The organism is Arthrobacter cavernae, from assembly GCF_017368795.1.
GTDB lineage: Bacteria > Actinomycetota > Actinomycetes > Actinomycetales > Micrococcaceae > Arthrobacter > Arthrobacter cavernae.
On the sequence record NZ_JAFNLL010000052.1, the window covers coordinates 1 to 12,388 of the forward strand.

11 protein-coding genes are annotated in these 12,388 nt (G+C 67.1%); all 11 read left to right on the forward strand.

From position 1 onward, the window contains the following. The first annotated feature begins 139 nt into the window (after positions 1 to 139). Positions 140 to 1,570: an aldehyde dehydrogenase family protein gene (locus tag J1902_RS16970; protein ID WP_207617492.1), complete on the forward strand. Its 1,431-nt coding sequence runs from the start codon at positions 140 to 142 to the stop codon at positions 1,568 to 1,570. Positions 1,571 to 1,593: 23 nt separating this feature from the next. After that, positions 1,594 to 3,543: a 3D-(3,5/4)-trihydroxycyclohexane-1,2-dione acylhydrolase (decyclizing) gene (gene iolD / locus J1902_RS16975; RefSeq protein WP_207617493.1), complete on the forward strand. Its 1,950-nt coding sequence runs from the start codon at positions 1,594 to 1,596 to the stop codon at positions 3,541 to 3,543. Then, complete coding sequence (locus J1902_RS16980; protein ID WP_207617494.1) at positions 3,540 to 4,343, forward strand: HpcH/HpaI aldolase family protein; 804 nt, start codon at positions 3,540 to 3,542, stop codon at positions 4,341 to 4,343. The genes iolD and J1902_RS16980 overlap by 4 nt, the downstream gene beginning before the upstream one ends. A gap of 28 nt (positions 4,344 to 4,371) precedes the next feature. After that, positions 4,372 to 5,583, forward strand: a complete 1,212-nt coding sequence (locus J1902_RS16985; RefSeq protein WP_207617495.1) for a Gfo/Idh/MocA family protein — start codon at positions 4,372 to 4,374, stop codon at positions 5,581 to 5,583. Positions 5,584 to 5,618: 35 nt separating this feature from the next. Beyond that, entirely contained in the window at positions 5,619 to 6,605 is a 987-nt protein-coding gene (locus J1902_RS16990) for a LacI family DNA-binding transcriptional regulator (protein ID WP_242702148.1), read from the forward strand. Between the two features lie 65 nt (positions 6,606 to 6,670). After that, the gene (locus J1902_RS16995; RefSeq protein WP_207617497.1) at positions 6,671 to 7,603 is read left to right on the forward strand and encodes a hydroxyacid dehydrogenase; all 933 of its coding nucleotides are present in this window, start codon (positions 6,671 to 6,673) and stop codon (positions 7,601 to 7,603) included. An 87-nt stretch (positions 7,604 to 7,690) separates the two neighbouring features. Continuing rightward, positions 7,691 to 8,704: an inositol 2-dehydrogenase gene (gene iolG, locus J1902_RS17000; RefSeq protein ID WP_207617498.1), complete on the forward strand. Its 1,014-nt coding sequence runs from the start codon at positions 7,691 to 7,693 to the stop codon at positions 8,702 to 8,704. Between the two features lie 2 nt (positions 8,705 to 8,706). Beyond that, positions 8,707 to 9,486: an SDR family oxidoreductase gene (locus J1902_RS17005; RefSeq protein WP_207617499.1), complete on the forward strand. Its 780-nt coding sequence runs from the start codon at positions 8,707 to 8,709 to the stop codon at positions 9,484 to 9,486. Next, positions 9,483 to 10,370: a sugar phosphate isomerase/epimerase family protein gene (locus J1902_RS17010; protein ID WP_207617500.1), complete on the forward strand. Its 888-nt coding sequence runs from the start codon at positions 9,483 to 9,485 to the stop codon at positions 10,368 to 10,370. The genes J1902_RS17005 and J1902_RS17010 overlap by 4 nt, the downstream gene beginning before the upstream one ends. Next, positions 10,367 to 11,392: a Gfo/Idh/MocA family protein gene (locus J1902_RS17015; protein WP_207617501.1), complete on the forward strand. Its 1,026-nt coding sequence runs from the start codon at positions 10,367 to 10,369 to the stop codon at positions 11,390 to 11,392. Before J1902_RS17010 ends, J1902_RS17015 begins: the two co-directional genes overlap by 4 nt. Further along, a partial coding sequence (locus J1902_RS17020; RefSeq protein ID WP_207617502.1) for an aldehyde dehydrogenase family protein occupies positions 11,392 to 12,388 on the forward strand: 997 nt, incomplete at its 3' end. The genes J1902_RS17015 and J1902_RS17020, both read left to right, overlap by 1 nt.

A 12,388-nucleotide genomic window follows, 5' to 3' on the forward strand; every position in this document is an offset into this window, starting at 1 on the left:
GGCGGCCACAGCGAAGCCCTCAGGGAAGTCCAGGCCGAAGTGGCCGACGTCGCAGAAGCAGCACCCGAGAGCAACACCAAGCGCCACTAAGCGCCAACGATACAAACTGGCCAACGATTACAACTTGGATGGAGCAACCATGGACATGCTAATAGCCGGAAACTGGCGTGGCGCCGCCGATCGCAGGACCGAAGAGGTCCGCTCGCCGTTCGACGGCCGGACGATCGACACGGTCCCCGTGGCAACGGTGCAGGACGCCGAAGCCGCCCTTGACCGGGCCGAGATCGGCTCCCACGTACAGAGGAACACTCCCGCCCACGTGCGGGTGGACATCCTCCTCCGTGCAGCTGCCCTGGCCGACGAACGCGCCGAGGACATCGCCCAAACCATCAGCGCCGAAACCGGAAAGCCCATCACGGAAGCCCGCGGCGAGGCCAGCCGATCCGGCAACATCATCCGCCTGGCCGCCTACGAAGGCAGCCAGCTGTACGGCTCCACCCTTCCCCTGGACGCGAACGCCGGCACCGGCCTGGACAAGATCGGCTTCACGCTGCGGCAGCCGGTAGGCATCGTCGTCACCATCACGCCGTTCAACTACCCGGCCCTGCTGGTGCTGCACAAGATCGCACCCGCACTGGCGGCCGGCAACGCCGTCGTGCTCAAGCCCGCCCGCGCCACGCCGCTGACGGCGCTGAAGCTGGCACAGTGCTTCGTCGACGCCGGCCTGCCGCCGGAGGCGCTGTCCGTCATCACCGGCCCCGGCAGCTCCCTGGGCGATGTCCTGGTCACGGATCCGCGCGTCCGCAAGGTGTCCTTCACCGGCTCCACCGGCGTCGGCACGCGCCTCAGCTCCATCGCCGGCGTCAAGAAGCTCTCCCTCGAACTGGGTGCCTCGTGCCCGGTGATCATCCTGCCCGACGCCGATCTGGAGCTCGCTGCCACGGCCGTGGCTGCCGGGGGGTACGTCAACGCCGGCCAGGTGTGCATCTCGGTGCAGCGGGTCATCGTTGACCGCCGGGTCGAGGCGGACTTCCTGGACGCGCTGGTCCCCAAGGTCGAGGCGATCGCCGTGGGCAACCCCAAGGAAGAGAGCACCCGTCTCGGCTCGCTGATCTCCGAGGAGGAAGCCTCACGTGTCCACTCCTCCATCATGGAGGCCCGCCACTCCGGCGCCAGGGTCCTCACCGGCGGTGACCGTGACGGCGCCGTGGTGACTCCCGCCGTCGTGGCCGGCGTCGACCCCCGCTCGCCGCTGTGCCGCAACGAACTGTTCGGGCCCGCCGTCGCGGTCTCTTCCGTGGAGGACATGGAATCGGCCATCGCGCTGGCCAACGACAGCGAGTACGGCCTGGGTGCGGGCATCTTCACCAGCGATGTCGCCAACACCGTGCAGGCCATGCGCCAGATCGACGCCGGCAACATCCACATCAACTGGTCTCCGCTCTGGCGGGCCGACCTCATGCCCTACGGCGGCCTGAAAGGCAGCGGCATCGGCAAGGAAGGCGTCCGCTCCGCCGTCCAGGAGATGACCGAAGAAAAGACGGTCGTCCTGCACGGGCGCCCCTGGTAACCACGAACAACGGGAATAAGGCAATGACCACAGCACCTCAGACCATCCGGCTCACCACGGCCCAAGCGGTCATCAAGTACCTCTCCGTCCAGTATTCGCTGGCCGACGGCGTCCGCCGCCGCCTGGTGCCCGCTGCGCTCGGGATCTTCGGGCACGGCAACGTGGCCGGCCTGGGCCAGGCTTTCGACGAACTGGCAGATGACATGCCGTTCATCCAGGGCCGCCACGAACAGTACATGGCACACATTTCCACTGCCTACGCCAAGGCAACCCGGCGCCAATCCGTTCTGGCCGTGACGGCTTCCATCGGCCCTGGCGCCCTCAACCTGGTGACCGCCGCCGGACTGGCCACGGTGAACCGGCTTCCGCTGCTGCTCCTGCCCGGCGACACGTATGCCACCCGGCACCAGGGCCCGGTCCTGCAGCAGCTGGAACACCCCATCGAGGCTGACACCACCGTCAACGACGCGTTCCGTCCGGTATCGCGCTTTTTCGACAGGATCAACCGTCCGGAGCAGCTCCTCACCGCACTTCCGCAGGCCATGCGCGTGCTCACCAGCCCCACCGATACGGGTGCCGTGGTCATTTCGCTGCCCCAGGACGTGCAGTCCCACGCCTACGACTTCCCGGCGGAGTTCTTCGAACCGCGCGACTGGAAGATCCGCCGGCCGCTGCCGGACCTGGAAGAGGTCGACGACGTCGCCCGCCTCATCCGCGACGCTGAGCATCCCGTGATCATCGCCGGCGGCGGCATCCACTACTCCGACGCCCACGCCGCCCTTGAGGCGCTGGCGGGACAGCTCGGCATCCCCGTGGTGGAGACCTTCGGCGGCAAGGGCGCCGTGACCAAGGACGAATGGTGGCAGGTGGGCGGCGTGGGGCTGGAAGGCAACTTCGCCTCCAACACCCTCATCAAGCAGGCCGACCTGGTGCTGAGCGTCGGTTCCCGCCTGACCGACTTCGCTACCGGCTCCCAGTCCATCTTCGAGAACGCGGACGTCCGCTTCGCCTCCTTGAACATCGTGGACGCCGACACCCGCAAGCAGGGCGCCACCGGGATCCTGGCGGATGCCCGCCTGGGCCTTGAGGCCCTTGCCCAGGCACTGGAAGGCCACAGCACCAGCGAAGCCTGGCAGGACACGGTCCAGGCCGAGAAGGCCAAGTGGGCCCCCATCCGCACGCAGTGGCTCGACGCCGATACCGCCTACCGCCCGGAAGACCACCCGGACGCGCCGGTCACCGGTGCCATACTGACCCAGCCGCAGCTCATCGGACTGATGCAGGAGCACGCCCGCTCCGGCGACACCATCATCGCCGCCGCCGGCGGCGCACCCGGTGACCTGCAGAAGGTCTGGGATGCCACCGGCAACCGCAACTGCCACTTGGAATTCGGCTTCTCCTGCATGGGCTACGAGATCGCCGCAGGCATGGGTGTCCGCCTTGCCGAGGGCAACAACGAAAACCGCGTGGTCACCTTCATCGGCGACGGCACCTTCCTGATGGCACCCACGGAAATCCTTACGGCCGCCCAGGAAGGCCTCAACGTCACCATCGTTGTGTCCGAGAACCACGGCTACCAGGTCATCCACCGCCTGCAGATGAACCGCACCGGTAAGGAATTCGGCAACGAATTCCGGTACCGCACCACCGGAGGCAGCGTCGCTGCGGAGGACGCCCCCAAGGCCCGCCTCGACGGCGACTACCTCAAGGTCGACCTGCGGCAGATCGCCGAAGGCCTCGGCGCGCTGGCCATCCGCGCCAGCACCGCGGCAGAGGTCCGGGAAGCACTCGCCTCCACCCGCGAGACGCAAGGTCCCGTGGTGATCGTGGTACCCACCGTGCCGCACGTGGACCTTCCTGGTGGCGACGTCTGGTGGGACGTGGCTCCCGCAGAGGTTTCCGGACAGGAATGGGTCCGCGAACTCCGCGCGGACTACGACCAGGCACGCGGCCGCCAGCGGTGGTTCGGATGAGCCGCTCACCAGTGATCGGGGGAAACCACGACGCCGGACCGCTCGACGGCGGCCGGCTGCGGCGCCGCTTGGCCACCGGTGAGGTGACCGTGGGAACGTTTGTGGGCATGGCTTCGGCGACGGCCGTGGAAGTATGCGCCGCCGCGGGCGCCGACTGGGTTCTGATCGACCTCGAGCACGGCTCCGGAGGTGAGGACGCCGTCCGTGACGGTGTCCTGGCGGCCGGCAGCTACGGCGTCCCCACCATCGTGCGCGTCGAAAGCGGCGAACGGATCCGCATCGGCCGGGTCCTGGACCAAGGCGCCGCCGGCATTATGGTGCCCCGGCTGCACGCCGTCGAGGAAGCCGCCCAGGCGGTCAAGCACATGCTCTACCCGCCCCACGGTGACCGCGGCGTTGCCACCTACAACCGCTCCTGCCGCTGGGGCATGGACCGGGAACCGTTGACCGCAGACCAGCAGCCCACGGTGGGAGTCATCCAGATCGAAACCCTCGATGCCCTGGAGCGGGTTGAAGAAATCGCGGCCCAGGACGGCGTGGATGTCCTCTTCGTCGGCCCGCTGGACCTGTCCTACGCCCTGGGCGTGCCGCTGCAACTGGACAGCAACATCTTCCAGGAAGCGCTGCAGCGGGTGGTTGCGGCCGCCGAACTGCACCACAAGGCGGCCGGCATCCTCGCGGTGGACGGCATGGCCGCAGCCAAGTACGTCCGCCAGGGCTTCCGGTTCGTGGCCATCGGCTCGGACTCCACCATCATGGCGGCGGCGTTCCGCGACGCCTTCCACACCGCCCGCAACTGACATGAATTCCCACGAGAAAGGCAAGAACGTGAACGCAGAATCCCGCACCGTCGGTGTAGGCCTCATCAGCGTCGGATGGATGGGAAAGCTCCATTCGCGCGCCTACCAGACCGTCCCCTACGCCTACCCTGAGCTTGGGCTGAGCACCAAGCTGGTCATCGCAGCCGACACGGCGCAGGACCGGGTGGACTACGCCCGCGACGTCCTTGGCTTCGCGGAAGGCACCACCGACTACCACGATGTCCTGAACCACCCGGACGTGGACGTCGTCTCCATCTGCGCCCCCAACTTCCTGCACGCCGAAATCGGCATCGCGGCAGCCAAGGCCGGCAAGCACTTCTGGATCGAAAAGCCCGTTGGACGCGGCTACGAGGAAACCGCAGCCGTGCAGGAAGCCGCCGTGGAAGCCGGCGTCGTCACGTCCATCGGCTACAACTACCGCCACGCCCCGGCAGTGGAGCACGCACGGAAGCTGATTTCCGAAGGACGCCTGGGCCGCATCACCAACGTCCGCGCCGTCTTCTTCTCCGGCTATGCTTCCGAACCCAACGGGGCGCTGTCCTGGCGTTTCGACCGCAAGCTTGCCGGCACCGGCGTGCTGGCGGATCTGTTCAGCCACGCCACGGACCTGTGCCAGTATGTAGTTGGACCCATCGCCGAGGTAACCGCGCTGACCAGCACGGTCTACACGCAGCGGCCCAAGCTGGCCATGGGATCCGGAACGCACTTCGCAGTAATTGAAAACGGTGAAATGGGAGAGGTCGAGAATGAGGACTACGCAGCAGCGCTGGTCCGCTTCGGCCCGTCCGCCGTCGGCGCAGGAGCCGTCGGCACCATCGAATCGTCCCGCGTCGCCGTTGGACCCGAATGCGGTTACCAGATCGAGGTCTACGGCACCGAAGGCTCCCTCAAGTGGGACTTCGAGCGCATGAACGAACTCAAGGTCTGCCTGGGACGCAACAACGACGAACAGGGCTACACCACCGTCAACGCCAGCCCCCGCCACGGAGACTACTCGCACTTCCAGCCCGGCCCCGGCAACAGCATGGGCTTTGACGACCTCAAGGTCATCGAAGCCAAGAAGTTCCTGGTGGCCGTCACCGGAGGAGCGCAGGAGAACTCCAACATCCACGACGCCGCCTCCGCAGCCGCCATTGTCAGTGCGGCAGAGGCTTCCTCGCTGTCCGGTCAATGGCTGAAGATCGAGGAAATCCACGGCACCACGGCAGCGCGGGCATAACCATGGCACCTCCATCCGCCCGGCGGCCAACGATTATGGATGTGGCAGAACGTGCCGGCGTATCCAAGTCCTTGGTCTCGCTCGTCCTGCGCGATTCACCCCGTGTCAGTGACGAACGCCGGCAGCGGGTGCTCAAAGTGGTTGAGGAGATGGGCTTCGAGCTGAACCTCGCAGCCCGCTCCCTGGCAACACGGGACAGCGGAACCATCGGCGTGCTGGTCAGCGACATGCACAACCCCTGGGCCTTTGACGTGGCCGATGCCGCCCGTACCGTACTGGAAGAGGCCGGGCACACCGTCCTCTTCAGCGCGGTCACGGCGGCCGGCAGGGGAGTGGACCAGTCCATCCTCCAGGCCTTCCGGGACCTGCGTGTGGCGGGCCTGCTGGTGGTCGGAACGGTGCCGGACAAGGCACCGTTCAGCCGGGCAGTATCCGGCGGGGCCGTGGTCTTTGCCGGCGGCGGACCGGACTACATCGACACCGCCGATGTAGTCCGGAGCGACGATGCCATGGGCTTGACGATGGTTGTTGAGCACCTGATCGCCCAGGGGCACGAGAACATCGTGCACCTGGGCGGGCTGGGCGGCTCGGTTGGCCGGGAACGCGTGGACGGCTATTCGGCAGCCATGGAAGAACACGGGCTGTCCCGCCACATCCGCGTGGTGGACGCCGACTTCTTCCAGCAGTCCGGCTACGTTGCCGCCCAAAGGGCCCTGGGCTCTTCGCGTTCCAAGCACCAGCGCCCCACGGCATTGGCCTGCATCAACGACCTCGCGGCCTTTGGTGCGATGACAGCGGCTGATGAACGCGGGATCGAAGTAGCCGTCACCGGATACGACAACATCGCGCTGGGGGCCATGCCCCGCCTGGGACTGACCACCGTTGACCCGGACAGCTCCACCATTGGAGTGACCGGGGCCAAGACCCTCCTGGAGCGCATCCACGGCGAAGGCAGCGGCTTCGTCCACCATTCCGTCACGCCCAAGTTGGTCGTGCGGACATCCAGCCTTCTCGGCCTCTAGAACACCTCTCCCTGGCAGCGCCCTACCCGGCGCCGCCCCCAGACTCCACATCTTCAAGGATGACGATGGCTCCCTTAACCACACCCCAGACTTTTGTCGCTCTCGGCAGCGTTGAACCCGAGCTCGTGGAACCGCTGCTCGCAGAGCACCAGCGGCTCATCCAGGACCCCAGCGACGAGGAGCTGGCCAGCGCCGATGCCGCAATCGTCCGGGCCGCATACCGAGTGGACCGGGAACTGCTGGACCGCATGCCGGCCCTCAAGGTCATCGCCCGGACCGGTGTCGGTACGGACCTGGTGGACGTTGCCGAGGCCAAGCGGCGCGGAATCCCGGTGGTCATCACCCCGGGAAGCAACACAGCCTCAGTGGCTGAAGGTGTCTTCGCCCACCTCCTGGCGCTCGTCAAGAAGCTCGCTCCGCTGACCGCGCTGGTCCGTGAGGGACGCTGGGAGCAGCGTGCCGCCGTCGGCGTCGGGGACCTGGAGGGATTAACGCTGGGCATCATCGGCTACGGCCGCATTGGCCGCCGGGTGGCGCGCATTGCCGAAGCCTTCGAGCTGAAGGTCCTGGCCTTTGACCCGTTCGCCGAGATTCCCGCGGAGATCCGCTGCGACAGCGTGGAGGAGCTCCTCGCCCGCAGCGACTTCACCACCTTGCACGTGCCGCTGACGCCGGAAAACCAGAACCTCATCAACGCAGACCGGCTGAACGGCATGAAGCCCGGGGCGGTCCTCATCAACTGCAGCCGCGGCGGGCTCATCGACCTTGACTCCGCCTACGAGGCCCTGCAGTCGGGCCAGCTGTCCGGTCTCGGGCTGGACGTGTTCGATCCCGAGCCGCCGGCGCACCACCCGCTGTTCGACCACGCCAACGTGGTCCTGACACCGCACCTGATGGGCTTCACCCGCCAAGGCATGGCGCACACCGTCAGGGACGCCGCCCAAGGCGCGGTGGACGTCCTAGCGGGACGCACGCCCGCAGCGGTGGCAGCGCCGTGACCGCCGCCGTCGCCGTCGTCATCAACCCGGAAACACCAACCCACGCCCCGTTTTCTCCCGGCACCCCACTGGAAAGGACCCCCACCCATGTCCGCTAACCGCCCCCTCAAGGTTGCCCTCTTCGGATCCGGCCGCATCGGGCAGGTCCACGCCCGGAACATCGCCGAGCACCCGGACCTGGAACTGGCCTGGATCGCCGACCCCTTCATTGAGGGTGCCCGCACCCTGGCGGCCGGAACCGGCGCCGTCGCCGTCGAATCAGCGGAGGACGTCTTCGCCAACGCCGACCTGGACGCCGTCATCATCGGTTCGCCCACCAGCACGCACGTGGACCTGATCTCGCTCGCCATGGAGCACGGCGTGGCCGCCCTCTGCGAGAAGCCCATCGACCTGGACATCGACCGTGCGCTGGCTTGCCGCGATGCGATCAAGGGCAACAAAACGCCCCTCATGCTCGGCTTCAACCGGCGCTTCGACCCCAACTTCGCGGCCATCCAGCTGCGCGTCGCGGCCGGCGAAATCGGCCGCCTCGAGCAGCTGACCATCATCAGCCGCGACCCCGCACCGGCCCCGGCGGCCTACATTCAAAGCTCCGGCGGTATCTTCCGCGACCAGAGCATCCACGACCTCGACATGGCCAGGTTCTTCGTGCCGGACATCATCGAGGTATTCGCCGCCGGCTCCAACGTGTTCTGCGACTACATCGAGGAAGCCGGGGACTTCGACTCGGTGGTCATCACCCTCAAGGGCCGCAACGGCGAACTGGTCACCATCACCAACTCCCGCCACAGCGCCTACGGCTACGACCAGCGCCTGGAGGCGTTCGGCAGCGAAGGGATGCTCAACGCAAGCAACGTGAGCCCGACGACGGTCCGCAAGTACGGCGCGAAGGGCACCGAAGAGTCCGACGCCTACCTGCCGTTCTTCCTGGAGCGCTACGCCGAGGCCTACCGGAACGAACTGGACAGCTTCGCCAAGGCCATCCGCTCCGGCACGGCCTGCAGCCCGGGATTCGACGACGGCCTGCAGGCACTCCTGCTGGCGAACGCTGCCGAGGAGTCCGCCCGTTCCGGCCGCATCGTCAAGATCGGCCAGGGGTGACCATGTCGCTTCTCCTGGGCAAAGTAGTCCTCATCAGCGGTGGCACCCAGGGGTTGGGGGCCGGAGTTGCGCGGCGCGCAGCTGCGGAGGGTGCTGCCGGCATTGCCATCACGGGCCGGAACGCGGACACGGGCGAGAAACTTGCAGCGGAGATCACGGCCTCCGGCGTCGAGACGCGGTTCATCAAAACCGATCTCGCCGACGTCGAACAGGCCCGGAACTCGGTGCTCGAGACGATCGAGGCCTTCGGGCAGCTGGACTGCGCCGTCAACGCGGCCGGCCTGACCACCCGCGGCACCATGCTGGACACCACGCCGGAACTGTTCGATGCGCACATCGCAGTCAACCTGAAGTCCCCGTTCTTCATCATGGCCGAAACCATCAAGCATCTTTGTAGCAGGGGTGTGCCAGGAAGCATCGTGAACGTCATCTCCATCGCGGAGCTCGGCGGGCAGCCGTACCTGGCACCGTATGTTGCGGCCAAGGCCGGCCTGGCAGGGGCAACCCGCAATGCCGCGCACGCCCACCGCTGGGACAAGATCCGCATCAACGGGCTGGATATCGGCTGGACCGCCACCGAGGGCGAGGCCGACACCCAGAAGAGGTTCCACGGCGCCGGGGACGACTGGCTCGAAAAGGCCAACGCCTCCGTCCCCATGGGGAAGCTCGGCCAAGTGGACGAGATCGCCGAATTCATTGTTTTTCTCCTCTCCAGCAGGAGCGGTGTTGTCACCGGTTCAGTCATCGACTGGGACCAGAACGTTATTGGAGGATCAGATTGAGCACCATCACCCAGCGCCTTGCCGCAGCCCCCATCTCCTGGGGCGTCTGTGAAGTCCCCGGTTGGGGCCACCAGCTTGAGGCGGACCGGGTCCTGTCGGAGATGACAGCCCTCGGCATCAGCGCCACCGAGTTCGGCCCCGCCGGCTTCCTTCCCGAGCAGGCCGCCCAGCGGGCGGAGGTCCTGAAGCAGCACAAGCTGCAGGCCATCGGCGGCTTCTTCCCGGTCATCCTGCACGATGCGTCCAAGAACCCCCTGGACGTGGTGTCGTCCGAGCTGGACGCATACGAGGCCGCCGGCGCCACCATCATGGTCCTCGCCGCCGAGACCGGCGTGGATGGCTACGACCAGCGCCACGAGCTCGACGCCGATGGCTGGGAGCTGTTCGGCCGGAACCTCGACGCCGTGGTCAAGGCCGCCGCCGACAAGGGCATCCAGGCAGTGGTCCACCCGCACGTGGGCACCATGATCGAAAGCACCTCGGACGTCGACCGGGTCCTCAACGACACCGCCGCGAACCTCTGCCTGGACACCGGCCACCTGCTCATCGGCGGCACCGACCCGGCGCTGCTGGTCCGCGACTACGCTGCGCGCATCGGGCACACGCACCTGAAGGACGTGCGCAAGGCCATCGCCCAGCGCGTGCAGGCCGGCGAGCTCTCCTACACGGACGCCGTCAAGGCCGGCATGTACGTGCCCCTGGGCCAGGGAGACGTCGGCATTGCCGACATCGTCCGCAAGCTGCTGAGTGCGGGCTACCCGGGATGGTTCACCATGGAGCAGGACACCATCCTCGAATCCGAGCCCACCGACGAGGGGCCCGTCCGGGACGTCCGGCAGTCCGTTGCTTTCCTGCGGCAGCTGGAAACGGAGATCGGCGGTTGAGCGCGGTCCGCTGGGGCGTGCTGACCACTGCGCGGATCGCGCAGGGCCGGTTCCTGCCTTCCATGAGCCTAGCCCGGAACGCGGTGGCCTCGGCCATCAGCAGCCCGAACGGCAAGGCTGCGGAAGTTGCTGCACGGTTCGGCATCCCGGCGGCCTACTCGTCCCACGAGGAGTTGCTGGCCGATCCGGGCGTCGAGGCGGTGTACCTGCCGTTTCCCAACGCCCTCCACGCCGACTGGATCGTGGCCGCCGCTGAGGCGGGCAAGGACATCCTCTGCGAGAAGCCCCTCGTCTCCAGCACCCACGATTACCGCCGCGTGCTGGAGGCCTGCGAACGCAACGGGGTGAACCTCATGGAGGCGTTCATGTACCGCTTCCACCCCCAGCACCAGAAGGTCCGGGAGTTCATCGACTCGGGCAAGATCGGTGAGCTCGTGTCCATGCACGCCCGCTTCCACTTCCCCATGGACCGGAGCGAGGGCGAGGTGCGCCTCCAGACGGGAATGGAGGGAGGCGCACTCAACGATGTGGGCTGCTACGCCGTGGACATCATGAACATGGTGATGGGCCGCGCGCCCCGCACGGTCTACGGCAAGGGCACCAGCCGCACCGACCCCGTGGAAACCACCGTGACCGCGATCCTGGACTACGGCGATGTCCTGGGAACGCTCGACTGTGGCTTCGAAGGCCCCCGCACCCACACCTTCCAGGTGATCGGCACGAAGGGCCACATCACCCTGGACAAGGCGTTCGATCCGGACCCGGGCGAGATTGCCCGTGTCACCGTGTCCTACCGGGATGGACGGACCGAGTTCTTCGACATCGGGGAAGACCAGTTCAAGACCGAAATCGAGCGCTTCAGCGCCTGGGTGCGCAGCTCGGGCCCCGAGCTAGTCCACAGGGACCTGACCGAGCAGAACCTGGCGGTCCGCCTCGCGCTTCAAGAATCCATGGCCACCGGCTTACCGCGCATCGTCACTGACGTCCTTGCCGCGGAGCACCACTTTCTACAGGAGCAGTAATGACCATCATCAACCACTTCATCAGCGGCGCCGAGGCCGCAGGCAGCGGAACCGGCACCAAGCCCGTCTACAACCCGGCCACGGGCGCGGTTACCGCCCAGCTGCGCCTGGCGAACGCGGCCGATTTGAACGCCACGGTGGCCATCGCCAAGAAGGCAGCCGAATCCTGGGGCGACATTTCCCTGGCCAAGCGCACCGCCGTGCTGTTCAAGTTCCGTGAACTCGTGGCCGCCCACGTGGAGGAGCTGGCCCAGCTGGTCACGGCCGAGCACGGCAAGGTCATCAACGACGCCAAGGGCGAGATCGGCCGCGGCCTGGAGGTCATCGAGTTCGCCTGCGGCATCCCGCAGCTGCTCAAGGGCGAGTACTCGGACCAGGTCTCCACCGGCATCGACGTCTTCTCCTTCCGCGAGCCGGTGGGCGTCGTCGCAGGCATCACGCCGTTCAACTTCCCCGTCATGGTGCCGCTCTGGATGGCCCCGATGGCCATCGCCACCGGCAACGCCTTCATCCTCAAGCCCTCGCACCGCGTGCCGTCGGCGGCCATGCTGCTGGCCAAGCTCTGGAAGGACGCCGGCCTCCCGGACGGCGTGTTCCAGGTCCTGCACGGCGACCGTGAAGTGGTTTCGGGCCTGCTGACCCACCCGGACGTCGATGCGATCTCGTTTGTTGGCTCCACTCCCGTGGCCAAGCACATCCTTGAGGTGGCCACGGCGCACGGCAAGCGGATCCAGGCCCTGGGTGGCGCGAAGAACCACGCGATCGTCCTGCCCGACGCCGATCTCGACAACGCTGCCGACCACCTGGCCGCGGCTGCTTTCGGTTCCGCCGGCCAGCGCTGCATGGCCATCTCCGTGGCGGTCGCCGTCGGCGATGCCGCGGACCTGCTGGTCAAGAAGGTCGAAGAGCGTGCCCTGGACATCAAGGTTAAGAACGGCACGGAAGCCGACGCCGACATGGGCCCCGTGATCAGCGTCGAATCCCGCGACTTCATCG

Excerpts from the sequence above, each read along its gene's own strand:
- J1902_RS16990 (WP_242702148.1), top strand. The coding sequence starts at position 5,619 with ATGGATGTGGCAGAACGTGCCGGCGTATCCAAGTCCTTGGTCTCGCTC.
- iolG (WP_207617498.1), top strand. The coding sequence starts at position 7,691 with ATGTCCGCTAACCGCCCCCTCAAGGTTGCCCTCTTCGGATCCGGCCGC.
- iolD (WP_207617493.1), top strand. The coding sequence starts at position 1,594 with ATGACCACAGCACCTCAGACCATCCGGCTCACCACGGCCCAAGCGGTC.
- J1902_RS16970 (WP_207617492.1), top strand. The coding sequence starts at position 140 with ATGGACATGCTAATAGCCGGAAACTGGCGTGGCGCCGCCGATCGCAGG.
- J1902_RS16995 (WP_207617497.1), top strand. The coding sequence starts at position 6,671 with ATGGCTCCCTTAACCACACCCCAGACTTTTGTCGCTCTCGGCAGCGTT.
- J1902_RS16980 (WP_207617494.1), top strand. The coding sequence starts at position 3,540 with ATGAGCCGCTCACCAGTGATCGGGGGAAACCACGACGCCGGACCGCTC.
- J1902_RS17005 (WP_207617499.1), top strand. The coding sequence starts at position 8,707 with ATGTCGCTTCTCCTGGGCAAAGTAGTCCTCATCAGCGGTGGCACCCAG.